A 25,955-nucleotide genomic window follows, 5' to 3' on the forward strand; every position below is an offset into this window, starting at 1 on the left:
GGAATATCTTCCTACCACACCGCTGTGTTCGTTGTCACACAGGACACGCCCCGGGGCGACATTCGCGCGTGTAACGCCACGGCGGGTTCCGGGGTGATTTCTCCGCCGTGGCGTTACACGCGCGGCAAGCGACAACCGGCGGCCGAGGCGCCGGCGCGGCGGCCGTAGAAGCTGCCGTCGCCGAGCGAGATGCCGCTGGCGTAGCCCCAGGCGGCCAGCCCGGCGGTGCACCGGCCGGCCGCGAAGAGGCCCGGGATGGGCTGCCCGCTGACGTGCAGCACCTCGGCGTCCAGCGTGGTGGCCAGCCCGCCCAGGGTGAAGCCGCCGGTGCTTTCCCGCAGGTCGACCGCGCCGACGGGGGAGCCGATCGGCCTGATCCACTCGGGCTTCTTGTGCAGCAGCGGATCCTCGCCGCGGGCGGCGCCCGCGTTGTAGGCGGCCACGGTGTCCTGCAGCGAACCGGGCGGCAGGGCCATGTCGCGTTCCAGGTCGGCCACCGTGTCGGCCACCCAGGTCGCCGGGCGCAGCATCAGCTTGGGCGACCACGAGGCCATCGCCTCGTCCTGGGCGTCGCCGTCGATGATCAGGTAGGCGGTGTTGTCCTGCTGGTAGAGGGTGAGCTGCCCGATCCGGCCCGGGTAGGTGTCCTCGGCGACGTAGCGCTGGCCGCGGCCGTTGACCAGGATGCCGCGCACCAACTGCTGGGGATCGATGAAGATCGCCACCTCGGTGGCGTCCATGTGCGCGAGGTCGGCGCCCAGCGCCTGGGCCATCCGGATCGCCTGCCCGTCGTGCTGCTCGATCGAGGCGGCCGGGCGTCCAGCGATGCGCGGCGCGTAGCGGGCCACCATGGAGTCGTTGTAGGCGAAGCTGCCGGTCGCCAGCACCACGCCGGTACGCGCCCGGATGTTCATCTCGGTGCCGTACCTTCGCGCGCGCATGCCGACGACCCGGCCGTCGGACTCGGTGATCAGCCGCTGCACCCGCACGTCGTAGAGCGCGCGGGCGCCGGCGGCGGTGGCGCTCTCGACGAGCGGCTTCATCAACATGTAGCCGGCGCTGGCTTCGCCCTGCTTCTTGTTCTGCATCTGCGGGACGTGCCCGCGCGGAGCGGGGGAGGCGATGGTGTTGAACGGATACGAGTTCTCCCCGCCGCTGTACATCAACCCCTGATCGCCCATCGGCTCCCAGCCGGGCTCGCCGAAGAACTCCGCCTTGAACGGCACTCCGCAGCCGACCAGCCACTCGAAGTGGGCGAGGCTGCCCGCGCAGTAGTCGGCGATCCGGTCGGCGTCGGCACCCGGGCCCTCGCAACGTTGAGGAACGCCGCCATGTTGTCGACGGAATCGGTGAAACCACAAGCCTTCTGGATGGGCGTGCCGCCGCCCAGGTAGATGAAACCGCCGGCCATCGCCGCCGCGCCGCCCCAGGATCCGGTGCGCTCCAGCACCAGGACGTCGGCCCCGGCGCGGGCCGCTTCCACCGCCGCGGCCGCACCGGCCACGCCGTAGCCGGCGATGACGACGTCGGCCTCGTGGTCCCACGAGGTGATCGACGACGCGGGTATCGGTGTGACGTCGGTATTCACATGCGCATCGCCGCGGGTGGTTCCGGAATCCACTCGTGGCCCCAGTAGCTGTCGGCGGTGATTTCCTCTGCGGTGTAATAGGTTTCGTCGACCCGCATCCCGTCGGTGCCGAATTCGATGTCCCAGTCGCCGGGCGCGCGGACGTAGAAGGACACCATCTTGTCGTTGGTGTGCCGTCCCAGGGTGGACGCGACGGTGAAGCCGTCGGCATTGACCCGGTCAAGCGCCTGCCCGACGGCGTCGAGGCTGTCCACCTCCACCATGACGTGGACCAGCCCCGGGTCGCGCTGTTGGGCGGCCGGGCAGATCGCCAGGCTGTGGTGGCGTGCGTTGATGCCCAGGAACCGCACCCGGATCGGGCCGAACTCCGCGGGCAGCGGCACCCGGAACGCGCCACGAGACCGGAATCCCAGTACCTCGGTGTAGAAGTCGAACAGACCGTTCGGGTCGGTGGCGGGCACCACCACGTGGCCCAGACCCTGGTCGCCCGTCACGAACTTCGCGCCGAACGGGGTGATGACCGGGCTGTGGTCGAGCACCGCGCCGTGGAACACCTCCAGCGTCGTGCCGGCCGGATCCTCGAAGGTGATCACCTCTTCGACGCGGCGGGCGTCGGCCTCTTGGAGCGACAATTCCTTGAAGGCCACCCCGGCGCCGTCCAGCGTGGCCTTGACCCGCTGCAGTGCCTGGTGGTCACGCACCTCCCAGCCGACCGTGACCACCCGGTCAACGTCGCCGGGCACGACGATGATCCGGGCCGCGCGTTCGTCCATCCGCAGGTACAGGGCCGACTCGTCGGGTCCTTTACCCTCCGCGAACCCCAGCACACCGAACGCGAAATGGCGCCAGCGCTCGATGTCGGCCGTCGAAACTGTGATGTAGCCAAGGCTTTTCAGGTCAGACATGGAAAACCTCTCAGATCAAGGCTCGCAGCGGGCCTTCGGGCGGGTCGATGCCGATCGAACTCAGCGCCGACGCGTGATAGGTGGTCCCGGGGACGTGGATGGCGTGCATCTGGCCGACGTGCACGTCGCGCCAATACCGTTGCAGCGGCTTGTCCATTCGCGCCGCGTTGCCGCCGGAGCGGGCGAAGATCTCGTCGACCGCCGACACCGCCCGCCACACCGCGCGGACCTGGGTGCGCCGGCCGGCCGCGCGGTCGGCGAAGGACACCTCCTTGCCGGAGGCGACGATGTCGTAGATCCGGTCGGCGTTGGCCAGCAGTTCCTGGCGGGCGGCGTTGATGTCGGCCGCGGCCTCGCCGATGGCGTACATGACGTAGGGGTCGTCCTTGATCGCCGTTCCGGTGGCGCCCACCCGGGAGCGCTGGTAGTCCAGGTGTGCGGCCAGCGCGCCCTCGGCGATGCCGATGGTGGCCGCCGAGATGCCCAGCGGGAACATCGTCGACCACGGCATCAGATACAGCGGCTCGGTCATGCCGGCTTCGCGCTGGGCGGTGCCGTCCATCACCTTGGTCGCGTCCATGGTCCGGTAGCTGGGCACGAACGCATCCTTGACGATGACGTCCTTGGAGCCGGTTCCGCGCAGCCCCACCACATTCCACGAGTCCTCGACGATCTCGTAGTCCTTGCGGGGCAGGATCATGTGCAGCATCTGCGGCGGCATCAACGGCACACCCTGCTCGTCACCGAGCATGGCGCCCAGGATGATCCAGTCGCAGTGGTCGGTGCCCGAGCTGAACTGCCAGCGCCCGTTGAAGATGTACCCGCCGTTGACCGGCTTGGCCACGCCCTGCGGCGCGTACGGCGAGGCCATCCAGGTGTCGACGTCGTCGGCCCAGACTTCGGCCGCGACCTTCGGGTCCGCGTAGGCCAACTGGTAGGGGTGCACACCCACCACGCCGACGATCCAGCCGGCGGCCGGGTCCAGCGCCGCGGTGGCCATCACGGTCTCGGCGAACTCGCGGGGGTGGACCTCGAAACCCTGGTACTGCTTGGTTTGCAGCAGCCGGATCAGGCCGGCGCCCTTCATCAGCTTGACGGTGTCGTCGGTGAGCCGGCCGAGTTGTTCGGCTTCGGCGGCCTGGTCGCGCAGCTGGTCGGCCATGGCCATGACCCGGTCGATTACCCGCTCACTCATGTTGTTGTCCTTAGGGTTGAAGGGGTCTGGGATTGGATGTCCTGGATGCCCAGGACGGTGGGGTGTGGCTAATGTGTTGTTGCAACGGTTGTTGCTTGAAAGGAATGGCCGCCCTGCCGTTTTGGACGGTCCTGGCCACTGATTGAGATCTGACGCGTACTCGATGACGCTGCTCTAAGGACCTGTTGGCGGGGTTGTCCGCGGGGACTGCGACGACAGGAGTAGCGGTATGGCCGAACCCGACCGAGTGTGGGTGGGTATCGACGTCGGTAAGTCCACTCATCATGCGTGCGCGATCGATGACACCGGAAAGGTGGTGTGGTCGAAGAAAATCCCGAACGAACAGGCCGCGATCGAAGACCTGATCGCCCAGGGCGGCCGGATTGCTAACCACGTGGTGTGGGCGATCGATTTGACCTCGCCGCCGGCGGCGCTGCTGATCGCCGTACTGCTGAGCGCGAAAGCCGAGGTGGTGTATGTGCCGGGCCGCACGGTTAACACGATGAGTCATGCGTTCCGCGGCGAAGGCAAGACCGACGCCAAAGACGCGCGGGTAATCGCCGAAACCGCTCGGCACCGACGAGATCTGTCCCCGGTCGTACCCGGCGAAGACCTGGTTGCCGAATTGCGGTCGCTGACCGCATACCGGTCGGATCTGATGGCTGACTGGGTGCGAGGCGTGAACCGGCTGCGCTCGATGCTCACCGCCATCTTCCCTGCTCTGGAAGCTGCGTTCGACTACTCCACCCGCGCGCCGTTGATCCTGGTATCCGCTATGTGCACTCCGGGCGAAATCCGGTCGGCAAAAAGAGCTGGCGTGATCAAGCACCTTCGGAAAAACCGGGCATGGCCCAACAACATCGACACGATCGCCGACAAGGCGCTCGCCGCGGCAGCAGGCCAGATAATCACCCTTCCCGGCGAAGCCGGAACCGCCGCGCTCATCAAGCAACTCGCAGCACGGCTGCTGGACTTGGATCGGCAGATCAAGGACATCGATAAGCAAATCACCAACAAATTTCGTGAGCATCCCAGCGCCGCCATCATCGAGTCGATGCCCGGCATGGGGCCACACCTGGGCGCTGAGTTCCTCGTAATCACCGGCGGCAACATGGCCGCCTTCACCAACCCCGGCCGACTGGCATCGTTCGCCGGATTGGTACCCGTCCCACGCGATTCCGGCCGTATCACCGGCAATCTGCATCGGCCCAAGCGCTACAACCGGCGCCTGCGCCGCGTGTTCTACCTCGCCGCCCTGTCCAGCCTCAAGATCGAAGGTCCCTCGCGGGCTTTCTACGACCGCAAACGATCCGAGAACCATATCCACACCCAGGCCCTGCTTGCCCTGGCACGCCGCCACGTCGACGTCCTGTGGGCACTGCTGCGCGACAACAGAACCTGGCAACCCCAGCAACCAACCGTGGCAGCTGCCTGACGCACTCACCGGGCGTCCTCACCGCTTGACACGCTCATTGAGATTCCTTACCTGTGGGTGCTTAGTAATGGTCTACCGCAGTCGTGGCCCGTCCCAAAGGAAATCCCGATGAGCGGACGAAATTGGGCGCCGCGGCAGGCGTCGTCGTTGCAAGGCTTGGGTCCTAAGCCTTGGCCAGCAATCCGGCGTCGACCACGATCTGGGTGCCGGTGATGTAGCGCGCCTGGTCGGAGGCCAGAAACACCACGGCATTGCTCACGTCGACCGGCTCCACCCACGGAACCGGCAGCAGGTGCCGGGCGCTGAGCGCCTCGGCGGCGTCGTCTGCCGTCGGGTTGTCCAGGTCGGGCCGCAGCCGCCGGAAGGTGGCCTCGTTGAGCACCATCGCGGTCGCCACCGCTCCGGGGTGAACGGTGTTGACGCGGATGCCTTGCGGTCCCAGCTCGTTGGCGAGGGTGCGCGCCAACCCCACGACGGCGTGCTTGCTCGCGGAGTACGGGGCGGCGCCGGGCGTTCCGCGAATACCACTGGTGGAGCTGATGATCACGATCGATCCGCCTCGGGCGGTCCGGCTCATGTGGGGGACGCCCGCCTTGACGGTGTGCCACACGCCGGTGAGGTTGACATCCAACGTCTGCTGCCAGTTCTGCGGGGTGATCTCCCACGCGGGCGCGGCGGCCGGGTGGATTCCCGCGTTGCCGACGAGCACGTCCAGGCGACCGAGTCGGCCGACGGCCTCGTCCACCGCGGCCGCCAACGCGGCGAAGTCGCTGACGTCAGCCAGAGCGGTCGCCGCGCGCACGCCGCGCTGTTGCACCGCGGCGGCGGTCTGCGCGAGGTCGGGAGCCGCCGCGGGCACATCCACCGCGATCACGTCGGCGCCCTCCTCGGCGAACCGCTGGCAATGGCTGCGACCGATCCCGCGACCGGCGCCGGTAACCAGCACTACTCGTCCGCGCAGACCCGACATCAGCGGGCCTTGACCAAGGAAAACCCCTTGTAGCCGGCATTGGCGACCTCGGCGCAGATGTCGAGATAGACGCCGAACCCGCCGACGAAAAGCATGAAGACGCGCGGCTTTCCGGGCACGTTGGCACCCAAATACCACGAGTCGGCTTTGGTGAACAGGGTGGCGTCGGCGCGGCGCGCGCACTCGGCGCCCCAGTCGTCGACCGCATCCGTCGTCGCCTCGACAGCGGTGTAGTCATGGGCGTCGAGATATGCGATGCAGTCGGCGATCCAGTTCACGTTCGCCTCGGCATGCAACACCATGTTGGCCAGCACGGCGGGCGCGCCGGGACCCGAAACCAGGAACAGGTTGGGGAATCCGTCGACGCCGAGGCCCAGGTACGTGCGGGGCCCGCCGGACCAGTCGTCGCTCAGCCGCCTTCCGTCGCGGCCCACGATGTCGATCTTGGCCAGCGCGCCGGTCATCGCGTCGAATCCGGTCGCCAGCACGATCGCGTCGAGGTCGTAATGGGCGTCGGTGGTGTTAATGCCGGTCGCATCGATGGACATGATCGGCGTCTTGCGGACGCTGATCAGCTTCACGTTCGGGCGGTTGAAGGTCTGAAAGTAGTTGCTGTCGGTGCAGATTCGCTTGGTGCCGATCGGATGGTCATTCGGGATGAGCAGGTCGGCCAGCACCGGGTCGTCGATGACCGCGCGCACCTTCTCCTCGTAGAACTTGCGGGCCTCCTCGTTGGCGACCGGGTCGATCATCTGGTCGGCGAATGTCTTGGAGAACAGCACTCCGCCGAGCTCCCAGCGCTTTTCGAATGCCTCACGCCGTTCCTCGGGGGTTGCCTCCATCGTCAACTTCGGGTGGGCGACGTGGGGCGAGCCGCCCCCGCTGCGCCACGATATCCGTCGTCGTTCCGCGTAATGGGCCTTCACCTCGGCACGGTCGGAGTCACTCAACGGCCGGTTACCCGCCGGCACACTGTAATTCGGGGTGCGCTGGAACACGTACAGCTGCGATGCGGCCTCGGCGATGATCGGAATCGATTGGATGCCAGAGGATCCCGTGCCAATGACGGCGACGCGCTTGCCGGTGAAGTCCACCGGTTCGTGCGGCCAGGCCGCGGTGTGGTAGACCTGCCCGGCGAAGGTATCCAAACCGGGGAACGGCGGAGTCATCGCCGCCGACAACGGGCCGGTGGCCATCACGCAGAACCGGGCGGTGACGCGCTCGCCCGTCTCGGTGGTCACCGTCCAGCGCAACTGCGCTTCGTCGAGCACGGCGGAATTCACGCGGGCGTTCAGGGTGATGTCGCGGCGCAGATCCAGCCGGTCGGCGACCCAATTGATGTAGGCCAGAATCTCGGGTTGGGTGGCGTACTTCTCCGACCAATCCCACTCCCGCTGCAGCGCGTCGGAGAACGAGTAGCAGTAGTCCACGCTCTCGACGTCGCATCGGGCCCCGGGGTAGCGGTTGAAGTACCAGGTTCCGCCGACGTCCGGCCCGGCCTCGAACACCCTGACCCGCAGGCCGTTCGATCGCAGTTTGTGCAGCGCGTACAGGCCGGCGAAGCCCGCGCCGACGACCACCACATCGACGTCCGGGGTTGCGCGCCGGTCACTGCCACTGGTCACGGATGCCTACGTTAGGTCCCGGCGGTCGCCCTCGGCCGGGATATCCCGGTGACCGGTACGCCGGCATGATCGTCTCCCGGCCATCGGACACACACCGACCCCGGTGCCGCTCGCGCCGGCAGAATCGCCGGATGCCACAAGTCAGTGCCGCGGGGCGGCTGGCGGGGAAGGTCGCGTTGATCACGGGCGCGGCGCGGGGAATCGGGCGCGCCCAAGCCGTGCGGTTCGCGCAGGAGGGCGCCGACATCGTGGCCCTCGACCTGTGCGGACCGGTGGACACGGTGATGGTTCCGCCCAGCACACCCGACGATCTCGACCACACGGCCTCGCTGGTCGGCGAGGTGGGCGGGCGAATGCACGCGGAACTGGTCGACGTTCGTGACCTCGATGGCGTTCAGGCCGCCACCGAGCGCGGTGCGCGACGGTTCGGCGGGTTGGACGTGGTCTGCGCGACCGCCGGCATCACGTCGCGCGCGATGACGGTCGAGATGAACGAGAGCGTCTGGCGCACCATGCTCGACGTGAACCTCACCGGCGTATGGCACACGTGCCGCGCCGCCGCGCCGCATCTGATCGCACGCGGCGCCGGTTCGATGATCTTGACGAATTCCATTGCGGGACTGCGTGGTCTGGTCGGCGTCGCGCACTACACCGCCGCCAAGCACGGCGTGGTCGGCCTGATGCAGAGCCTGGCCCACGAACTCGCGCCGCACCGGGTGCGCGTTAACTGCGTGCACCCGACCAACGTCGACACGCCGTTGATCCAAAACGACACCGTACGAAGCGCGTTTCGGCCCGACCTGGATCGGCCGCCGACGCGAGCCGAGTTCGCCGAAGCGGCGCGAGCGATGAACCTGCTTCAGGTGCCGTGGGTCGATCCGGTCGACGTCGCCAACGCCGCGCTGTTCCTGGCCTCCGACGAGGCGCGTTACATCACCGCCGTGACCCTGCCGGTCGACGCGGGCGCCACTCAGCGATAGGAGGATTCGTGACCGGCGTTGCGGAGTACGGGGTGCCTGCCTGGCACCGAATCAGCCGCGCGAAAGGAAGGCCAGCACGGTGCTTTCGAACGCCGCCTTGGCCTCGATCATCGCCCAGTGCCCCGAGTTGGGGAAGATGTGCAGCTCCGCGTTGGGGATGGTGCGCATCGGGATCAGTGCCATGTCCGGCGGGCTCACCCTGTCGTCGCGGCCCCAGGTGAGCAGGGTGGGCGCGGTGAGCTTGTGCATCACGGCCCACGGCAGCGGCCGATCGGATGCGTTCAGCGCGGCATTCATGGCCGAGAACGCCGCCTTGCCGTACATGCGCCGCGCCGCGGCCAGCGTGTCCGGATCGGTGGCCAGCGCCCAGCGCTCCTCGATCAGCTGCTCGGTGATCAGCGCCTGGTTGTACACCATCGATTTGAGCCAGTCGACCAGCCGTTGCCGGGTCGGGTCTTCGACGAACTCCTGCAACAGCCGGATGCCCTCGCTGGGGCTGGGACTGAAGATGTTGGTGCCGATGCCGCCGATGGTCACCAGCCGCCCGACGCGGTCCGGATTGTGGGTGGCGAAGTTGATGCCGACGCCCCCGCCCATCGAGTTCCCGATGATGTGCACCTTCTCGACGCCCAGCGCGTCGAGAAACGGCGCGACGGTGCCGAACGCGGTGACCATCGGGTGGCCACCGAAGTCGTCGCTGACCCCGAACCCGGGGAATTCCAGCACCAGGCAGCGATAGTGGGGCGCAAAGGCGGGCAGTATCCCGCGGAAGTTGCGCCACCCGGTGACGCCGGGGCCGGAGCCGTGTAGGAAGAGCAGCACGGCCGCCGAATCCGGGCCGCCGGTGTCGCCGCCGGTGTCGCCGCCGGTGTCGTAGTAGCGCAAAGCGCCCTTCTCCGTGCTGATTTCACGCAGGTCTTGCTCGGTGATGCCGGTTCGTCCAGGAGTGTCTGCCACGGGTATCACCCTGCCATGCCGTGCCGGCGACGGCGGACGCGGTTCCGCTGAACGGGCGCGGATGCGCTCAGGTCCGGGCGCGGCCGGACCGGACGCAGTTCGTCAGCTCTTTGAGCGCGGCGGGAAACGCGTCGGCGAGATCCCACAGGTCGGGCACCAGGTCGGGACAGGAGAGGATGCCGACGCCGAGCCGCCCGCCCAGAGACATCACGGTGATGTTGAGCGCCGCGCCGGCGATGATCGGCCCCAGCGGGTACATGCCGTCCAGCCGGCAGCCCAGGAAGTAGAGCTGGTGTCGTGGCCCGGCCACGTTGGACAGCACCAAATTGTGCGGCGGTTTGTCCGGCAGCGGGATGCGGGGCAGCAGTTTGCGCGCCACGCCGAACACGGTCTGCCCGGCCACCTGCGTCCAGTCCTGCAGCAGGGTCGGCCCCATCGCGGCGGCGTGCTCCTTGGCCGCCGCGTTCTTCTCCGCGATCGTGGTCAGCCGGTGCACCGGGTCGTCGATGTGGGTTTCCAGCCGGCACAGCATCCAGGTGGTCTGGTTGCGGCCGGGTCGAGAGGACTTGCCGTGCACCGACACCGGCACGCTGGCCACCAGCGGCACCTCGGGCAGTGCGTCGCGGTCGGCCAGGAACTGGCGCAGCGCGCCCGCGCAGATCGCCGTCACCACGTCGTTGACCGTCACCCCGAAGTGCCGCTTGACCGCTTTGACGTCCTCGAGGTCGACGCCGGCCAGGGCGACGTTGCGGCGCCGGGTGAAAGTTCCGTTGAACGGCGTTGCCGGCGCCGCGAACGGAGCCGCCATGGTCTGCCCCCCGCCGCGGGCGCGCAGCACCGTTTCGGCCAGCGTCAGCGCGGTTGCCGGCAGCACCCTGGCCAGCCGCCAGGGCCGCAGCGCCGCCCCGATCAATCCGCCGGCGGCGATCTGCAGCCGGTTCACCGTGCCGGTGCGGGGGGCCGGCTCGGGCGGCGGCGCGTCGGGCGCCGTACCGCACAACTGCGCGAGCAGGTTGGCGCCGCCCACGCCGTCCACCACGGCGTGATGGGCTTTGAGGACGACGGATAGCGTGTCGTTGCCGTGCCGGCCTTCGACCACCCACATCTCCCACAGCGGATGGTCGCGATCGAGCGGCAGCCCGGCGACGTGGCCGCAGATCTCCGCCAGTTCTTTCGGTCCGCCGGGTGACGGCAGCGCGATGCGGTGCAGGTGCCGGCCCAGATCGAACCGGTCGTCGTCCACCCACACCGGGTGGTCGAGGTTGAGTGGGGTGTCGGCCAGCTTGAGCCGGAATTCGGGCACGGCTTCCAACTGCCTCGACAGCGCGGCCCTAAACCGCTCGAAGGTGTAGCCGCCCGGCATCGTGGCGGGGTCCAGCTCCATCACACAGCAAATGTTCAGCAGCTGCGTCGGTGATTCCAGGTACAAGAAGAACGCGTCTAGCCCGCTGAGTCGTTGCATGTCTGCCTGTCTTTGTGTTTCGCGGCCGTGACCTGTGGTCACATGACCGGCGGTCATTCCGGAGCCGTCGCGCGGATGGGGCCATCGGGGTGGCCGCGATCCGCTGGTGCGCCGTGATGTCTGTAGCCGTTGCGGGGCGTTCGGCAAACATTCGCCCCGGCATTGACCGGAATCGCCGGCTGGCCGGTGCTACCGGGCCATGACCGAGCCGGGCGCCGCCCAGTCGGTGGACACCGCGCGGTGTTGGATCAGCCAGCCCCCGCCGTCGGGCACCAGCAGGTCGCGGTAGCGGCCGCAATGGTCCAGCCCGATGTGGGTGACGACGGTGAAGTAGGACCGGACCCGCGCCTCGCCGGGCCGCAGCTCGGTGAACAACACGTTGGAGACGTTGTGGCGCACAATCGGTTTGACGCCGACGTCGACGGCGATGCCGCCGGTGACACCGCGCAGGAAGGCCGCGATCGCCGCTCGGCCGCGCAACGGCTCGAAGCCCCGGATTTCGAGGACCCCGTCGCGGCAGAAGGTCTCCGCGAGGTTGTCGACCCGGCCCGCGTCGCCGGACCAGTTGTAGCGCGCCAGGGTGTCCCGGATCTGCTCGCGGGCGACCAGCTCCCACATCTCCATCGTCGCGACTCCTCGCTGTCGATCCCGAACAGCCTAAGCGCCCGTGCCGGTGCCCGGTGCGGTGAGGCGGGGCGGCGCGCTCGATCGCGACGCGATGACTTCAATTCTGTTGCACAGCAAGTGAATTGGAGGTAAACCGGGCGGGATCGGGGTGCAGCTGTGGTGCAGGCTACTGCTCGCCGACGTTTTGCGACGGCGCCGGTTGGCAATAACTGGGGTCGACACGTACGACACGGAGGGAGGACGCATGTCGGACAAGAGCGGTCCCGAGGAGGCCATCGAGGGCGTCGTCGAGGGCGTCAAGGGCAAGGTCAAGGAAGTGGCCGGCGCGGTCGCCGGACGCGACGACCTGATGCGTGAGGGTCAGGCCCAGCAGGACAAGGCCGAGGCGCAGCGCGAGGCCGCCCAGAAGGAGGCCGAGGCCGAAAGTGCCCGAAAGGCCGCCGAGATCAACGAGGCTCGCCAGAAGGCCGAACAGTAACCGTACCCGTCGATGGCCCGGCCACTCCTGTGGCCGGGCCATCTCGTCTGGCAAGAACTCAAAGTGATTGGCGCACAGGCACTCCGCACGTCGATCAGGGGTCGGCGGGCCGATTCGTCCACTCCCGGCCGGCCCGGCGTGAGGAGCGGAACCAGCCGCCGGCCGCGATGGTGCCGCCGTCGGTGGGGATGGTGTGTCCGGTGATGAACGACGAACAGTCGGAGACCAAGAATAGGATCACCCGGGCCTGATCCTCGGGCAGGCCCATCCGCCCGACCGGAACCCAGCGCGGCCACTGGCTCTGCTCCTCGGCCGAAAGCCATTGCGAGTAGGGCACTTGCAGCGATTCCGTGACGTCGGGAGCGACCGCGTTCACCCGCACCCCATGATTGCCCACCTGGACCGCGAGGCTGCGGGTGAATCCGATGACGGCGGCTTTGAAGGCCGCGTACACCGGGTCCTCGGGATAACCGCGCAGCCCCTCCACCGACGAGACGTTCACGATCGCACCGGCATTCCGGTCGATCATGGTCGGCAGGAACGCGTGGGTGACAAGGAAAACGTGATGCAGGTTGATCCGGTAAAGCTCGTCCCACAGCTGCGGGTCGGTGTCGGCGAAACCCCCGGGGTGGCGCAGCCAGTGGCCCACGTTGTTGACCAAAACATCGATCCGGCCATAGCGGTCCAGCACGGTCCGCGCAAAGTGGGTGACCTCGGCCGCGTTTCGCACGTCGGCGGTGATGGGATGCGCGGATCCGCCGGACGCCGCGATCGCCGAGGCGGTTTCGTCGGCGAGTTCGGCGTCGATGTCGGCGATGACGACATGCGCACCGTGTTCGGCGAAAAGCCGCGCGGTGGCCGCGCCGATACCGCCGCCACCACCGGTCACCACCGCCACTCGGTCGCTCAGCAGCGGATCAAAGTGTTTGGGCTGCGTCATCGCTCATATCTTCGGCCATTGCCCGAGAACGGCGACAACCAGGCCGGAAGACAACCAGGCCGGAAGACAAGCCAGTGATACCCATCTCAGCCCGCGGCAAACGGTGATGAACCCGACATTCGCCGCACGTACTTCTCCCGTTAGCCCGTCGCCGTGACGGGTACCCGGTGTCGACTTAGGAGGTTGATGCAGATGGTGAGTACAGCCGATCCGAGTCATATGTCGCCCCGTCGGGTATTGCCCAGCGTGGCAACGACCCGGCGGGTGCATCATCGCCATAGTCCGCAGTCGGTAGCGGTGTCGCTCGCCAGCCGCTTGATCGTGAAGAACGCGGTGCGCGCATGGGCGCTGACGCCGAATCTGCACTGGCCCCTCGAATATGTCGACAGCTTCGCCGGATTGGTGCCGCGGCTGGGATCGGCGGGCACCACGCACCCCGTGCGGCTCGAGCACTGCGCCGCCGAATGGGTGCGCGCACCCGGGGTATCGGGGGAGCGGGCGATTCTGTACCTGCACGGCGGCGCCTTTTTGACCTGCGGCCTCAACACCCACCGCCCGATGGTGACCCGCTTGTCGAAGGCGGCGGACGCCGCCGTGCTCGCCGTGGCGTACCGCAAACTGCCGGCGCACCAGATCACCGATGCCATCGACGACGGCCTCGACGGACTGCGCTGGCTGCAGGACCGCGGCTTCGACGGCGACCGCGTGGTCGTGGCCGGCGACTCGGCCGGGGGATACCTGGCGTTCATGACCACCCTGCTGGCGATTCAGAACGAGGTCATGGAGCCGGCCGGCATCGCGACCGTGTCACCCTTCACCGACACGGACCCGGCCCGAAAACTCAAGCACCGCAACGCCCGCAAATGCTCGATGTTCACCTGCCGGGCGTTTTCGCGGTTCGCCGAGTATCTGAGCAACGCCCAGGTGCTGGAGGGCCACGGCGATTCCACGGTCGCCTCGCCGGTGGACGCCGACCTGTCATCGCTGCCGCCGGTCACCATCCATGCCAGCTCGGACGAGTTGTTGGTCGCCGACGCCGAGCTGATGGCGAAACGCCTGGAAGCCAGCGGAATCCACTGCGATCTCCATCTTTGGGACGGACAGATCCACGACTTCCCGCTGGCCGCCGACGTGTTGCCCGAGGGCAGGCGCGCGATCAAGTACCTCGGCGATTTCGTCAAGGACGTCACCGCCGCCGGGACCCGATTCTCGAACGTGCGCAGACTGCGCACCGCGGCGGCCGGTTGAAGAGCACGAAAGTAGCTGCGCTGCACCGTGATTCGTCGCCCGGGCGTCCCCCGCCGCAGGCGAAGGAATCGGCGGAACCCGAAGCAGCCGCCCAAAGCCTCTCGACGTCGTCCGGGCCGGGAAACGCATAGCGCCTAACCGGCGCCGCTGCCGTTAGAGTTGGTCCTGATGAGCCCACCAGCCACGCCTGCGTTGACCGTGCGCTACGACGGAGCCGAGCGCACCTTCGCGGCAGGCAACGATGTCGTGATCGGGCGTGACCTTCGCGCCGACCTGCGCGTCGCACACCCACTGATCTCCCGCACCCACCTGATCGTGCGCTACGAGCAGGGGCGATGGGTCGCCATCGACAATGGCAGCCTGAACGGGCTGTACGTGAACAACCGTCGCGTCCCGATGGTCGACATCAACGACGGAACCCGGGTCAACATGGGCAACCCGGACGGTCCGGCCCTGTCCTTCGAGGTCGGCCGCCACCAGGGGTCGGCCGGCCGACCTCCGCTCACCACGTCGATACCGATCGTCAGCACGCCCAGCGGGCCGATGACGGGCGCAGCGCAGGGCCAGCCGCCCGGCACCCAGCGGATCAGCCAGCCACAGCAGCCGGCGTCGTCCTCGTTCCGCCAGCCGGTGCAGTCGCCCACCGGCGCGCAGCCGAGCCATCCGCCCAGCGGACCGACCCGGTATCCGTCCAGCGGGCTGCAGCACGCGCCGCAGATCTACCGGGCGCCGTCGGGGCACGCCGCGCCGCCGACCACCGCGCAGCCCGCCCCCGCCCAGACCGGGCGCATCGGCGGCGACTCGTCGAACCTCGCCACGTCGATGATGAAGATCCTGCGGCCGGGCCGCGCGGGGCTGGAATCGACGCCGGGCGCGGTCAAGATCGGCCGCGCCAACGACAACGACATCGTCATCCCCGAGGTGCTGGCGTCGCGTCACCACGCCACCCTGATCCCGACGCCCGCCGGCACCGAGATCCACGACAACCGCAGCATCAACGGCACCTTCGTCAACGGCGTCCGGGTCGATTCGGCCGTGCTGCGCGACGGCGACGTCGTCACCATCGGCAACATCGACCTGGTCTTCCACGGCGGCACCCTGGCCCGCCGCGATCAGACCGCGGCCGCGACCCGCACCGGCGGCCTCGACGTGCGCGGCGTGACGTGGACGATCGAGAACAACAAGACGCTGCTGGACAACATCTCGCTGACCGCGCTGCCCGGCACGCTGACCGCGATCATCGGGCCGTCCGGCGCGGGCAAGTCCACGTTCGCGCGGCTGGTCGCCGGATACACCCACCCGACCACCGGCACGGTGGCGTTCGAGGGACACAACGTGCACGCCGAGTACGCGTCGCTGCGCAGCCGGATCGGGATGGTGCCGCAGGACGACGTGGTGCACGGCCAGCTGACCGTGCAGCAGGCGTTGATGTACGCCGCCGAACTGCGGTTGCCACCCGACACCACCAAGGAAGACCGCGCCCAGGTGGTGGCCCGGGTGCTCGAGGAACTCGAGATGACCCAGCATCTGCACACCCGGGTGGACAAGCTGTCCGGCGGTCAGCGCAAGCGTGCGTCGGTGGCGCTGGAGCTGCTCACCGGGCCGTCGCTGCTGATCCTCGACGAGCCGACGTCCGGTCTGGACCCGGCGCTGGACCGGCAGGTGATGACCATGCTGCGCCAGCTCGCCGACGCCGGCCGCGTGGTGCTGGTGGTCACCCACTCGCTGACCTACCTCGACGTCTGCGACCAGGTGCTGCTGCTCGCCCCCGGCGGGAAGACGGCGTTCTGCGGGCCACCCGGCCAGATCGGCCCGGCCATGGGCACCACCAACTGGGCCGACATCTTCAGCACCGTCGCGGGCGACCCGGACGGTTCCCGGGCGCGCTACCTGGCCCGCACCGGCCCGCAACCGCCGCCGCCACCGGCGGAGCAGCCCGCCGAACTCGGCGACCCCGCGCACACCAGTCTGGTCCGGCAGTTCTCCACGATCGCCCGCCGCCAGATGCGGTTGATCGTCTTCGACCGCGGCTACTTCGTATTCCTGGCGTTGCTGCCGTTCATCATGGGTTCGCTGTCGATGTCGGTGCCCGGCGACGTCGGCTTCGGCATCCCCAACCCGATGGGCGCCGCGCCCAACGAGCCGGGCCAGATCCTGGTGCTGCTGAACGTCGGCGCCGTCTTCATGGGCACCGCGCTGACCATCCGCGACCTCATCGGGGAGCGCGCCATCTTCCTGCGCGAGCAGGCGGTCGGGCTGTCCACGTCGGCGTATCTGTTGGCCAAGGTCTGCGTCTACACCGTGTTCGCGATCGTCCAGTCGGCGATCGTCACCACGATCGCTGTGCTCGGCAAGGGCGCGCCCACCCAGGGCGCCGTGGCCCTGGGCAAGCCCGCGCTGGAGCTGTTCGCCGACGTCGCGCTGACCTGCGTCGCCTCCGCCATGCTGGGGCTGGCCCTGTCGGCCGTCGCCAAGTCCAACGAGCAGATCATGCCGCTGCTGGTGGTGGCGGTGATGTCGCAGCTGGTGTTCTCCGGCGGGATGATCCCGGTGACCGGGCGGGTCGGGCTCGATCAGATGGCCTGGGCCACCCCGGCGCGCTGGGGATTCGCCGCGTCGGCGTCCACCGCCGACCTGACCAAGCTGGTGCCCGGGCCGCTCACACCCAAGGACTCGCACTGGCGCCACGCCCCGGGCACCTGGTGGTTCGACGTGGGCATGCTGATCCTGATCAGCACCGTCTACCTGGGGTTCGTGCGCTGGAAGATCCGCCTCAAAGGCGGCTGAGCGGTTACGCCCCCTTGCGCACCAGCTGGTCGGCCGCGGCGCGCATCCGGTCGGACAACTGCAACAGGTCGTGCTCGCCGACGCCCAGCGGCAAGGTGTAAGCCAGTTGCCGCAATTCGACGGCGTAGTTGCGCAAGTCTTCGCGGAGCCGCATCTCAACGGTGGGCATGACTTCTCCTCGAGTCCTTCGAGTCCCTCGACCCGGCGGTGTCTGGTCCGCGCCGACCAACCGATCTGAAGATCCTCCCAGCCCCCGCCCGAAACCGCGAGCATGTCGAGGGGTTTTAACGGGAGCTTGACAGCGCATTAACAGGCGCGGCGTCAATCCTTCGGGACCCTTCCCGGCCCTTCGCGGTACGCCGGGCGTAACGCCACGGCGAAATCCCGGGCGCATTCTCGCCGTGGCGTTACGCTGGCGCTGCTCGGTGTAAGGCTCGGTGTGAGGCCGACGGAAAGGCACCCGCAGAAAGGCACAGGCGCCGGAATGGATTTCGAACTCGACGCGGGGCAGCGCGCCTGGCTGGCCGAGATTCGCGAATTCCTGCGCGACAACGTCACCGAGGAGTTGCGGGCCGAGCTCGCCCAACACGATCTCGAGTTTCCCGACGGCGAAGTGGCCCGGTTCCGGCGCAAGATCGGCGCCAAGGGCTGGTTCGGGCTGAACTGGCCCCGCGAGTATGGCGGCCTGGGGCTGGGCGCCGTGCACCTGCACCTGCTGATGAGCGAATTCGAATACTGGGGCGTGCCGGGCCCCGACCTGACCGTGACGTCGGTGGCGCCGATGATCATGCGGCACGGCACCGAACGCAACAAAACCGAATGGCTGCCGCTGATCGCCAAGGGCGAAATGATCTGTGCGGTCGGCTATTCCGAGCCCGACGCGGGAACCGACCTGGCCAACCTGCGCACCAGCGCCGTGCGTGACGGCGAGGAGTGGGTGATCAACGGCACCAAGATCTGGAACAGCGGGGCGCAGCGGGCGACGCACGAATGGCTCTGTGTGCGCACCGATCCCACCGGCACCCGGCATCGCGGCATCTCGGTCGTCATCGTCCCCATCGACAGCCCCGGGATCGACATCCGCCCGCTGTACGCGTGGTCGGGCTACCGCACCAACGAGGTGCACTTCCATGACGTGCGGGTGCCGGTCACCAATCTGATCGGCGAAGTCAACCACGGCTGGACCTACATCACCGGCGCGCTCGATCTCGAACGGGGAGCCCTGACCAACGCGGGTGACCTGCGCCGCGCCGTCGAGGAACTGCACGAGCTGGCGCGGCGGCCGCGCCGCGACCGGACGGTGCCCGCCGACGACCCGTGGCTGCGCCGCCGGCTGGCGCAGGCCGAAGCCGACGTGGCGGTGGCCACCCTGATGGGCTACGAGGCGGCGTCGATCCTGGACAGCGGCGTCATCCCGACCGTCGAGGTCAGCGTCGAAAAGATCTTCACCAGCGAGCTGCGTCAGCGCATCGCGGATCTGGCGCTCGACCTGCTCGGAGTGGACGGGCTGCTGGCGCATCGCAGCGAAAACGCCCCGCTGGCAGGCAAATTCGAGCGGCTCTACCGGGCGGCCCCGCTGATGCGCTTCGGCGGGGGCACCAACGAGGTGCTGCGCGACATCATCGCCCAGCGCGGGCACGCCATGCCGAGCTACGGACGCTGACCCGGACCCGACCACCCAGATGAAACTGACACCCACCGCCGAACAGCGCGACTTCGCGGCGTCGCTGCGCGCGCTGCTGGCTGCCGAGAACCCGCTGCACCTGGTGCGAGCGCTGAACGAACCGGACACCGACCGCCGCACCCCCGCGTTGTGGAAGGCGCTGAGCGGCGCGGGCGTCTTCGGCCTGGCCATCGCCGAGGAGTACGGCGGCTCCGGCGGCTCGCTGGACGACCTGGCGGTCTTCTACACCGAAGCCGGCCGGGCGCTGTGCCCGACGACGGTGCATAACAGCGTGCAGGCGGCCCTGGCCGTCGACCGGCTCGGCTCCCGGGACGCCAAGGCCCGGTGGTTGCCGCCGCTGGTGTCGGGCAGCATGCGCGCCACCACCGCGCTGTGGAGCGCCCGCGACGCCGCGCTGGTGTCCCCGGTGCTGCGCGCCGATCGGGCCGGTGCACCGGCCTCCCAGTGGCGGGTGAACGGAACCGTCGACTACGTCGCCGACGCCGACGTCGCCGACCTCGTCGTGGCATCGGCCGCCGCGGCCGGGCGGACACTGGTGTTCCTGGTCGACCCGCACACCGAGGGCGTGAGCCTGGCGCCGCTGGACATGGCCGGCGGGCACCGGGCCTTCGCGGTCCGCTTCGACGACGTGGCGATCGGCGACGACGCGGTGCTCGACGCCGTGGCCGCGGGCGTCACCCCGGCCGACCTGCGCCGGCTGGCCAACACCGCGGTGGCGTTGGGTTCGCTCGACATGGTCGGCGTCGGGCAGGCCGTGCTGGACCGCACCGTCGACTACACCAAGCTGCGTCACCAATTCGGCCGGTCCATCGCCTCGTTTCAGGCCGCCCAGCACGTGGTCGCCAACATGCACATCGCGCTGACGGCGGCGCGCTTGGCCGCGCACGCGGCGGTGTTCTGGCTGGGACGCGGCCGCACCGCGAGCCGGGAGACGGCCGTCGCGCGCATGCATGCGGCCACCGCCGCCCGGCTGATCACGCTCGACGCGCACCAGCTGCACGGCGGCATGGGCTATGTCACCGAGACCGACCTGCATCTGTGGAGCGAACGGGCCCGGCTCGGTTCGACGCTGGGCGGCGGCGCCGATGTCGCCGCATCGTGGCTCGAACAAACCTGGGAGGAGATCGGTGAGTGAGGACAGCTTGGTCGACGCCGAGTCGGCGGCGCGGGTGGGTACGGTCGCCGCGTCGGCGACCGGCGAAGTGAACCAACGGGATTGGCAGCGCTGGGCCGCGGCGGTCGGCGACCACAACCCGTTGTATTTCGACCCGGATTACGCGCGCGCCAACGGCTTTCGCGACATCATCTGCCCGCCGTTGTTTTTGCAATACGCGATCCTCGGCGTCTCGCGGCTGGACTCGCTGCGCCCCGACGGATCCTCCGGCGCGGTCTCGGGCAGCCTCGCGTTTCCGCGCGCACCCAAGCGGATGGCCGGCGGGGAAAGCTTCACTTTCCACCTGCCCGCCTATCACCGCGACCGGGTCGACATGGTCCGCACCATCGCCTCGATCGTCGAAAAGCAGGGCCGCTCCGGCAGATTCGTGCTCGTCACGTGGCACACGGTGTACCGCAACCAGCACGACGAGCTGCTGGCCGAGGCGTCGACGTCGATGATCGCCCGACCCTAGCAAGAGCCGACCGAGAAAAGGCCGCCATGACCGAGCTGTTCTACGACGACGTCAGCGTGGGCGATCACATCCCCACCTTGACCGTCACCGTCGACGAAACCCAGATGTTCTTCTTCAGCGCCGCCACTTACAACGGTCACCGCATCCACTACGACAAAGAGTGGGCCCGCGCCGAGGGATACGACGATGTGCTGGTGCACGGCCCGCTTCAGGCGGCGCTGCTGGCCCGCGCGCTGGGGGACTGGATCGGCGGACGCGGACGACTGGTGTCGTTCTCGGTGCAGAACCGGGCGGTCGCCTATCCGGGCGAACCGCTCAGTTTCGGCGGCCGGGTCACCGGCAAGCGGCTGGACGAAAGCGGCTCCGGCCTGGTCGATTTGGACATCGCCGGCCGGCGCGACGACACCGTGCTGATGCCCGGCGCGGCCACCGTGCAGCTGCCGCGGCGGGAAGCCCGGTCGTGACCGGGCTGCGCGGCGAAGCGGCGATCGTCGGCATCGCGGAGCTGCCGGCCGAGCGACGGCCGACCGGTCCGCCGCGGTTCACCCTCGACCAGTACGCGTTGCTGGCAAAGCTGGTGATCGAGGACGCCGGCGTCGACCCCGGCCGGGTCAACGGGCTGCTGACCCACGGCGTCGCCGAGTCGGCCATGTTCGCACCGGCCACCCTGTGCGAATACCTGGGCCTGGCATGCGATTTCGGTGAGCGCGTCGATCTGGGCGGGGCCAGCTCCGCGGGCATGGTGTGGCGGGCCGCGGCTGCCGTCGAACTCGGCATCTGCGAGGCGGCGCTGGCCGTGGTCCCCGGGTCCGCATCGGTGCCGCACTCCGCGCGCCGACCCCCGCCCGAACCCAATTGGTATGGGGCGTCATCCAACAACTACGGCTCGCCGCAGGCCGAATTCGAGATCCCGTACGGCAACGTCGGCCAGAACGCGCCCTACGCGCAGATCGCCCAGCGGTACGCCGCGGAATTCGGCTACGACCCCGCCGCGCTCGCCAAGATCGCTGTCGACCAGCGCACCAACGCGTGTGCCCATCCCGGCGCCGTCTTCTTCGGCACCCCGATCACGGCGGCCGACGTGCTGGACAGCCCGATGATCGCCGACCCCATCCACATGCTGGAGACGGTGATGCGCGTGCACGGGGGAGCCGCGGTGTTGATCGCCAACGCCGACCTCGCCCGCCGCGGCCGTCACCGCCCGGTGTGGATCAAGGGCTTCGGCGAACACATCGCCTTCAAGACACCGACGTACGCCGAGGACCTGCTGTCCACCCCGATCGCGCGCGCCGCCGAACGGGCCTTCGCGATGGCCGGGCTGGACCGGCCGGATGTGGACGTCGCCTCCATCTACGACTGCTACACGATCACGGTGCTGATGAGCCTGGAAGACGCCGGATTCTGTGCGAAAGGCCAAGGCATGCAATGGATCGGCGGACACGACCTGACCCATCGGGGCGACTTCCCGCTGAACACCGCCGGCGGCCAACTGTCCTTCGGCCAGGCCGGCATGGCCGGTGGCATGCACCATGTGGTCGACGGCGCCCGCCAGATCATGGGCCGGGCCGGCGACGCCCAGGTGCCCGGCTGCCACACCGCCTTCGTGACCGGCAACGGCGGCATCATGAGCGAGCAGGTCGCCCTGCTGCTGCAGGGGGAGTAGCGATGACACCGCGCCCGATTCCCGAGCCCACCCCCGTCTCGCGGCCGTTCTGGGACGGCCTGGCGCAGCATCGGATCCTGGTGCAGTACTCGCCGTCGCTGCGGCGCTACGTGTTCTATCCGCGCACCCTGTCACCGGGAACGCTGGCCGACGACCTGGAATGGCGGGAAATCGACGGCGCCGCAACGCTGTACACGTTCACCGTCGCACGCCGGCCCACCGGCCCGCCGTGGGCCGACGCGGTGCCGCAGCTGCCCGCGGTGGTGCACTGGGATGCCGGGCCGAAGTTCAGCACCGAGCTGGTCGACGTCGACCCCGGCGACATCAGGATCGGGATGCGGGTCAGCCCGGTGTTCTACGATCTGCAGGACGGGATCACGCTGTTGAAGTACCGGCCCGCATGAGCGCGACGATGCGGTCGGAGGTGCACATGGACGACCCGCTGGACGGCATGGTGCGGGCCATGCCGGAGCAGCTGAACGCCGGATTCCTGCGCGTCCGCATCTACTGCCCGCGCGGCGCCCCGGCCGGCGACGGGTTGTTGCATCCGGCGCACGGAGAGGCCCCGGCATGACCGACGTCAGCGATGTCCTCGTCATCGGCGCCGGATTCGGCGGGCTCTACGCCGTGCACCGTGCCGCCTCATCCGGCCTGTCGGTGACCGCGCTCGAGGCGGCCCCGGACGTCGGCGGCACCTGGTACTGGAACCGCTACCCGGGTGCGCGTTGCGACGTCGAAAGTGTGGACTACTCCTATTCTTTCGACGAAGAGCTGCAGCGCAGCTGGCAGTGGACCGAACGCTTCGCCGCACAGCCGGAGATCCTCGCCTATCTGCGGCACGTCGCCGACCGCTTCGACCTGCGCCGCCACTATCGCTTCGGTGCGGACGTCGTCGACGCCGCGTTCGAACACGGCCGCTGGCGCGTCGGCACCAGCAACGGGCAGACCTTTGCCGCACGGTTCCTGATCTGCGCCACCGGCTGCCTGTCGGCGGTCAACCGGCCCGATATCCCTGGGGCGCAGGACTTCTCGGGCGAGGTGTACTTCACCGCCGCCTGGCCGCGCGAGGATCCCGACCTGCGCGGCAAGCGGGTCGGCCTGATCGGCACCGGATCGTCGGGAATCCAGGCGACCCCCATCATCGCCGCGCAAGCCGAAAGCCTGGTCGTCTTTCAGCGATCCGCGAACTACACCATTCCCATGCCCAACCGGCCGTTTTCGGCCGAGGAACAGCAACGGATTCAAGAGCAGTATCCCGAGCGCCGCCGCCGCTCCGCCTACGCAACGTCGGGCACCCCGCACGGCACGTACCACAAGAACGCCGTCGACACCGACCCGGCCGAACGGGCCGAAGCGCTGTGGAAGCGGTGGCGCGAGGGTGGCGTGCTGTTCGCGAAGACGTTCCCCGACCAAACCAGCGATCCGGCCGCCAACGACATCGCCAGGACGTTCGCTGAGGAGCGGATCCGGGAAATCGTCACCGATCCCGACGTCGCGGCGGACCTCATTCCAGTGGATCACCCGATCGGCACCAAACGGATCTGCACCGACGACGGCTACTACGCCACCTTCAACCGCGACAATGTGCGGCTGGTGAACCTGCGCCGCGAGCCCATCGAAGCAATCACCGCAGACGGAATACGAACCAGCACAACGACATATCCCTGCGATGTGCTGATCTTCGCGACCGGCTTCGACGCGCTGACCGGAGCGTTGACCCGCATCAACCCCACGGGGCCCCGCGGCGACCGACTGCGCGACATCTGGGCCGACGGGCCACTGACCTTTCTCGGCATGATGGTGCCTGGCCTGCCGAACCTGTTCAGCATCAGCGGGCCCGGCAGCCCCTCGGTGCTGGCCAACATGGTGCTGCATGCCGAAGTCCAAGTCGACTGGGTCATCGATTTGCTGTGTGCGGCGCGCCGACTGGGGGTGACCGAGGTCGAGCCGCGGCGGGACGCGGCCGTGGCGTGGACCCGGCACGTGGCCGAGGTGGCCGAGCGGACGCTGTTCCCCAAGGCGGCCTCGTCGTGGTACCTGGGCGCCAACATCGAAGGCAAGAAACGAGTGTTCATGCCCTACATCGGAGGGTTCGGCACGTATCGGCGGCACTGCGAGCAGGTGGCCGACCGCGGCTATGCCGGGCTGGTGCTGACGACACGATGATTGAGACGGTCCAGCAGCTGTTGCGGCAGCGCCGACACGACGACACCCCGGCGGTCGCATACGGAGACAAGACCTGGACGTGGCGCGAGCACCTGGCCGAGGCCGAGGCCGAGGCGTCGGCGCTGATCGCCCGCGCCGACCCCGCCCGCCCGCTGCATGTCGGTGCGGCGCTGGGCAATTCACCGGCGATGCTGCGCGCCATGGCCGCCGCGGGGCTCGGCGGTTACGTCCTGTGCGGGCTGAACACCACCCGCCGGGGATCAGCGCTGCTCTCCGACATCCACCGCTCCGACTGCCAGATCCTCCTTGTCGACGACGAGCACCTGCCGTTGCTGGACGGGTTGGACTTCAACGGAATTCAGGTTCTCGAGGTCGGGTCGCCGGCCTATGCCGATGCGGTCGCCGCGGCGCCGCCGCTGATTCCGCACCGCGAGGTGACGGCGGCCGACCCGTTCATGATGATCTTCACCTCCGGCACCAGCGGCAATCCCAAGGCGGTGCGGTTCGCGCATGGGATGGCGATCATGTGCGGCGCCAGCCTCATCTTTCAATACGACGTCACCGCGGACGACGTCTGCTATCTGGCGATGCCGCTGTTTCATTCCAACGGCGTCGCCGCCGGGTGGGCCGTCGCGGTCGGCAGCGGCGCGTTGATGGTTCCCGCCAAGTTCTCGCCGTCGCGGTTCCTCGACGACGTGCGCCGCTACCGGGTGACCTATCTGAACTATGTCGGCAAGCCGCTGGCGCTGATCCTGTCCACTCCCGAGCGACCCGACGACGCCGACAACACGCTGCGGGTGGCCTTCGGCAACGAGGCGACCGATCGCGACATCGCTGAATTCGCACGGCGTTTCGGATGCCGGGTGGTGGACAGCTTCGGCTCCAGCGAGTTCGCGGTGATCGTGGTGCGCGAAGACGGCACCCCGCCCGGCTCCATCGGCAGGCCGTATCCCGGGGTCAGCATCTACAACCCGACCACCCTGAAGGAATGCGCCGTCGCGCAGTTCGATGAGCACGGCGCGCTGACCAACTTCGAGGAGGCGGTCGGCGAGCTGGTCAACACCCAGGGCGCCGGCCCGTTCGTCGGCTACTACAACGATCCGGAGGCGACGGCCGAGCGGATGCGGCACGGCATGTACTGGTCGGGCGATCTGGCCTACCGCGACGCCGACGGGTGGATCTATCTGGCCGGCCGGACCGCGGATTGGATGCGGGTGGACGGGGAGAACCTGGCGGCCGCGCCGATCGAACGGATCCTGGCGCGGTTGCCCGACATCAGCCAGGTCGCCGTCTACGCGGTCCCCGACGAGCGGGTCGGTGACCAGGTGATGGCCGCGCTGGTGCTGCGCGCCGGGGCGCAGCTGAGCCCGGAAGAATTCGGGCGATTCCTTGCGTCGCAGCCCGACTTGTCACCCAAGGCGTGGCCGCGCTACGTGCGCATCAACGACCGGCTGCCCACCACCGCCACCAACAAGATCCTCAAGCGGGCACTGATCTCCGCGGGCGTCACCGCGCACGACGGCGTGTTGTGGTCGCGTGCGCCGCGGGGCACCCGGTACGCCGTGGCGGGTGAAAATGCCGACGGCCCTGCAGCTTCCGTGATCGCCCGGCAGTGAC

The 25,955-nt window shown here is 68.7% G+C and carries 23 protein-coding genes and 1 pseudogene; 14 read left to right on the plus strand and 10 right to left on the minus strand.

Features of this window, described 5'->3' with window-relative positions; translation table 11 throughout:
• Positions 1–113: 113 nt before the first annotated feature.
• The 3 genes and pseudogenes from MAA44156_RS07085 to MAA44156_RS07095 all read right to left on the minus strand — a co-directional run bounded on the left by MAA44156_RS07085 (position 114) and on the right by MAA44156_RS07095 (position 3,688).
• A pseudogene (locus tag MAA44156_RS07085) lies at positions 114–1,621 on the minus strand (FAD-dependent oxidoreductase).
• Complete coding sequence (gene bphC, locus MAA44156_RS07090; RefSeq protein WP_009977156.1) at positions 1,585–2,493, minus strand: biphenyl-2,3-diol 1,2-dioxygenase; 909 nt, start codon at positions 2,491–2,493, stop codon at positions 1,585–1,587. Before bphC ends, MAA44156_RS07085 begins: the two are co-directional and overlap by 37 nt.
• Positions 2,494–2,503: 10 nt before the next feature.
• The gene (locus MAA44156_RS07095; RefSeq protein WP_009977154.1) at positions 2,504–3,688 is read right to left on the minus strand and encodes an acyl-CoA dehydrogenase family protein; all 1,185 of its coding nucleotides are present in this window, start codon (positions 3,686–3,688) and stop codon (positions 2,504–2,506) included.
• 229 nt (positions 3,689–3,917) lie between these two features.
• Here MAA44156_RS07095 and MAA44156_RS07100 point away from each other — a divergent pair, with 229 nt between their 5' ends.
• Complete coding sequence (locus tag MAA44156_RS07100; protein ID WP_009974923.1) at positions 3,918–5,123, plus strand: IS110-like element IS901 family transposase; 1,206 nt, start codon at positions 3,918–3,920, stop codon at positions 5,121–5,123.
• Positions 5,124–5,286: 163 nt separating this feature from the next.
• Here the strand turns inward: MAA44156_RS07100 and MAA44156_RS07105 are convergent, their stop codons facing one another.
• A complete protein-coding gene (locus MAA44156_RS07105; protein WP_011725204.1) occupies positions 5,287–6,093 on the minus strand; it encodes a mycofactocin-coupled SDR family oxidoreductase in 807 nt (268 codons plus the stop codon).
• The gene (locus MAA44156_RS07110) at positions 6,093–7,718 is read right to left on the minus strand and encodes a flavin-containing monooxygenase (RefSeq protein WP_023863910.1); all 1,626 of its coding nucleotides are present in this window, start codon (positions 7,716–7,718) and stop codon (positions 6,093–6,095) included. Before MAA44156_RS07110 ends, MAA44156_RS07105 begins: the two co-directional genes overlap by 1 nt.
• A gap of 131 nt (positions 7,719–7,849) precedes the next feature.
• Between MAA44156_RS07110 and MAA44156_RS07115 the strand changes: the two genes are divergently transcribed.
• Entirely contained in the window at positions 7,850–8,698 is an 849-nt protein-coding gene (locus MAA44156_RS07115; protein WP_009977149.1) for a mycofactocin-coupled SDR family oxidoreductase, read from the plus strand.
• Positions 8,699–8,749: 51 nt separating this feature from the next.
• Here the strand turns inward: MAA44156_RS07115 and MAA44156_RS07120 are convergent, their stop codons facing one another.
• From MAA44156_RS07120 to MAA44156_RS07130, 3 genes are all read right to left on the minus strand, one after another.
• Positions 8,750–9,655, minus strand: a complete 906-nt coding sequence (locus tag MAA44156_RS07120) for an alpha/beta fold hydrolase (protein WP_023880116.1) — start codon at positions 9,653–9,655, stop codon at positions 8,750–8,752.
• A gap of 67 nt (positions 9,656–9,722) precedes the next feature.
• Positions 9,723–11,117: a WS/DGAT/MGAT family O-acyltransferase gene (locus MAA44156_RS07125; protein WP_009977147.1), complete on the minus strand. Its 1,395-nt coding sequence runs from the start codon at positions 11,115–11,117 to the stop codon at positions 9,723–9,725.
• A 189-nt stretch (positions 11,118–11,306) separates the two neighbouring features.
• The gene (locus MAA44156_RS07130) at positions 11,307–11,741 is read right to left on the minus strand and encodes a nuclear transport factor 2 family protein (RefSeq protein WP_009977145.1); all 435 of its coding nucleotides are present in this window, start codon (positions 11,739–11,741) and stop codon (positions 11,307–11,309) included.
• 247 nt (positions 11,742–11,988) lie between these two features.
• On the opposite strand from MAA44156_RS07130, the gene mbp1 reads away from it, so the two are divergent.
• On the plus strand, positions 11,989–12,222 hold the full coding sequence (gene mbp1 / locus MAA44156_RS07135; protein ID WP_003876401.1) for a microaggregate-binding protein 1: 234 nt from the start codon (positions 11,989–11,991) through the stop codon (positions 12,220–12,222).
• 94 nt (positions 12,223–12,316) lie between these two features.
• On the opposite strand, the gene MAA44156_RS07140 is transcribed toward mbp1, so the two are convergent.
• The gene (locus MAA44156_RS07140; RefSeq protein ID WP_009977143.1) at positions 12,317–13,162 is read right to left on the minus strand and encodes an SDR family NAD(P)-dependent oxidoreductase; all 846 of its coding nucleotides are present in this window, start codon (positions 13,160–13,162) and stop codon (positions 12,317–12,319) included.
• Between the two features lie 192 nt (positions 13,163–13,354).
• Here MAA44156_RS07140 and MAA44156_RS07145 point away from each other — a divergent pair, with 192 nt between their 5' ends.
• Together MAA44156_RS07145 and MAA44156_RS07150 are read left to right on the plus strand one after the other, a co-directional pair.
• Positions 13,355–14,410, plus strand: coding sequence for an alpha/beta hydrolase (locus tag MAA44156_RS07145; RefSeq protein WP_015632660.1), 1,056 nt, complete (start codon positions 13,355–13,357; stop codon positions 14,408–14,410).
• Between the two features lie 168 nt (positions 14,411–14,578).
• On the plus strand, positions 14,579–17,197 hold the full coding sequence (locus MAA44156_RS07150) for an FHA domain-containing protein (RefSeq protein ID WP_009977140.1): 2,619 nt from the start codon (positions 14,579–14,581) through the stop codon (positions 17,195–17,197).
• Positions 17,198–17,201: 4 nt separating this feature from the next.
• On the opposite strand, the gene MAA44156_RS23270 is transcribed toward MAA44156_RS07150, so the two are convergent.
• Positions 17,202–17,366: a hypothetical protein gene (locus MAA44156_RS23270; RefSeq protein ID WP_003876406.1), complete on the minus strand. Its 165-nt coding sequence runs from the start codon at positions 17,364–17,366 to the stop codon at positions 17,202–17,204.
• Between the two features lie 315 nt (positions 17,367–17,681).
• Here MAA44156_RS23270 and MAA44156_RS07155 point away from each other — a divergent pair, with 315 nt between their 5' ends.
• The 9 genes from MAA44156_RS07155 to fadD1 are packed head-to-tail and all read left to right on the plus strand — an operon-like array spanning position 17,682 to position 25,954.
• Positions 17,682–18,860 (plus strand): acyl-CoA dehydrogenase family protein, encoded by a 1,179-nt coding sequence (locus tag MAA44156_RS07155; RefSeq protein WP_009977138.1) that lies wholly within the window; start codon positions 17,682–17,684, stop codon positions 18,858–18,860.
• A gap of 19 nt (positions 18,861–18,879) precedes the next feature.
• Complete coding sequence (locus tag MAA44156_RS07160) at positions 18,880–20,016, plus strand: acyl-CoA dehydrogenase family protein (protein WP_009977137.1); 1,137 nt, start codon at positions 18,880–18,882, stop codon at positions 20,014–20,016.
• Positions 20,009–20,509, plus strand: coding sequence for a MaoC family dehydratase (locus MAA44156_RS07165; RefSeq protein ID WP_009977136.1), 501 nt, complete (start codon positions 20,009–20,011; stop codon positions 20,507–20,509). The genes MAA44156_RS07160 and MAA44156_RS07165 overlap by 8 nt, the downstream gene beginning before the upstream one ends.
• A gap of 26 nt (positions 20,510–20,535) precedes the next feature.
• The gene (locus MAA44156_RS07170) at positions 20,536–20,973 is read left to right on the plus strand and encodes a MaoC/PaaZ C-terminal domain-containing protein (RefSeq protein ID WP_009977135.1); all 438 of its coding nucleotides are present in this window, start codon (positions 20,536–20,538) and stop codon (positions 20,971–20,973) included.
• Complete coding sequence (locus tag MAA44156_RS07175) at positions 20,970–22,172, plus strand: thiolase family protein (RefSeq protein WP_009977133.1); 1,203 nt, start codon at positions 20,970–20,972, stop codon at positions 22,170–22,172. Before MAA44156_RS07170 ends, MAA44156_RS07175 begins: the two co-directional genes overlap by 4 nt.
• A 2-nt stretch (positions 22,173–22,174) precedes the next feature.
• Positions 22,175–22,576, plus strand: coding sequence for a Zn-ribbon domain-containing OB-fold protein (locus MAA44156_RS07180; RefSeq protein WP_003876412.1), 402 nt, complete (start codon positions 22,175–22,177; stop codon positions 22,574–22,576).
• Positions 22,573–22,746: a hypothetical protein gene (locus tag MAA44156_RS23275; protein WP_009977132.1), complete on the plus strand. Its 174-nt coding sequence runs from the start codon at positions 22,573–22,575 to the stop codon at positions 22,744–22,746. Before MAA44156_RS07180 ends, MAA44156_RS23275 begins: the two co-directional genes overlap by 4 nt.
• A complete protein-coding gene (locus tag MAA44156_RS07185; RefSeq protein ID WP_009977129.1) occupies positions 22,743–24,338 on the plus strand; it encodes a flavin-containing monooxygenase in 1,596 nt (531 codons plus the stop codon). The genes MAA44156_RS23275 and MAA44156_RS07185 overlap by 4 nt, the downstream gene beginning before the upstream one ends.
• Positions 24,335–25,954 (plus strand): fatty-acid--CoA ligase FadD1, encoded by a 1,620-nt coding sequence (fadD1, locus tag MAA44156_RS07190; RefSeq protein WP_009977128.1) that lies wholly within the window; start codon positions 24,335–24,337, stop codon positions 25,952–25,954. Before MAA44156_RS07185 ends, fadD1 begins: the two co-directional genes overlap by 4 nt.
• The last annotated feature ends 1 nt before the right edge of the window (position 25,955 follow it).

This window comes from Mycobacterium avium subsp. avium, from assembly GCF_009741445.1.
Classification (GTDB): Bacteria; Actinomycetota; Actinomycetes; order Mycobacteriales; family Mycobacteriaceae; genus Mycobacterium; species Mycobacterium avium.

Coding starts and splice junctions, on each gene's coding strand:
- MAA44156_RS23270 (WP_003876406.1), bottom strand. CDS start 17,366: ATGCCCACCGTTGAGATGCGGCTCCGCGAAGACTTGCGCAACTACGCC.
- MAA44156_RS07100 (WP_009974923.1), top strand. CDS start 3,918: ATGGCCGAACCCGACCGAGTGTGGGTGGGTATCGACGTCGGTAAGTCC.
- MAA44156_RS07140 (WP_009977143.1), bottom strand. CDS start 13,162: ATGACGCAGCCCAAACACTTTGATCCGCTGCTGAGCGACCGAGTGGCG.
- MAA44156_RS07185 (WP_009977129.1), top strand. CDS start 22,743: ATGACCGACGTCAGCGATGTCCTCGTCATCGGCGCCGGATTCGGCGGG.
- MAA44156_RS07130 (WP_009977145.1), bottom strand. CDS start 11,741: ATGGAGATGTGGGAGCTGGTCGCCCGCGAGCAGATCCGGGACACCCTG.
- fadD1 (WP_009977128.1), top strand. CDS start 24,335: ATGATTGAGACGGTCCAGCAGCTGTTGCGGCAGCGCCGACACGACGAC.
- MAA44156_RS07180 (WP_003876412.1), top strand. CDS start 22,175: ATGACACCGCGCCCGATTCCCGAGCCCACCCCCGTCTCGCGGCCGTTC.
- MAA44156_RS07105 (WP_011725204.1), bottom strand. CDS start 6,093: ATGTCGGGTCTGCGCGGACGAGTAGTGCTGGTTACCGGCGCCGGTCGC.
- mbp1 (WP_003876401.1), top strand. CDS start 11,989: ATGTCGGACAAGAGCGGTCCCGAGGAGGCCATCGAGGGCGTCGTCGAG.
- MAA44156_RS07170 (WP_009977135.1), top strand. CDS start 20,536: ATGACCGAGCTGTTCTACGACGACGTCAGCGTGGGCGATCACATCCCC.
- MAA44156_RS07115 (WP_009977149.1), top strand. CDS start 7,850: ATGCCACAAGTCAGTGCCGCGGGGCGGCTGGCGGGGAAGGTCGCGTTG.
- bphC (WP_009977156.1), bottom strand. CDS start 2,493: ATGTCTGACCTGAAAAGCCTTGGCTACATCACAGTTTCGACGGCCGAC.
- MAA44156_RS07160 (WP_009977137.1), top strand. CDS start 18,880: ATGAAACTGACACCCACCGCCGAACAGCGCGACTTCGCGGCGTCGCTG.
- MAA44156_RS07155 (WP_009977138.1), top strand. CDS start 17,682: ATGGATTTCGAACTCGACGCGGGGCAGCGCGCCTGGCTGGCCGAGATT.
- MAA44156_RS07125 (WP_009977147.1), bottom strand. CDS start 11,117: ATGCAACGACTCAGCGGGCTAGACGCGTTCTTCTTGTACCTGGAATCA.
- MAA44156_RS07095 (WP_009977154.1), bottom strand. CDS start 3,688: ATGAGTGAGCGGGTAATCGACCGGGTCATGGCCATGGCCGACCAGCTG.
- MAA44156_RS07150 (WP_009977140.1), top strand. CDS start 14,579: ATGAGCCCACCAGCCACGCCTGCGTTGACCGTGCGCTACGACGGAGCC.
- MAA44156_RS23275 (WP_009977132.1), top strand. CDS start 22,573: ATGAGCGCGACGATGCGGTCGGAGGTGCACATGGACGACCCGCTGGAC.
- MAA44156_RS07145 (WP_015632660.1), top strand. CDS start 13,355: ATGGTGAGTACAGCCGATCCGAGTCATATGTCGCCCCGTCGGGTATTG.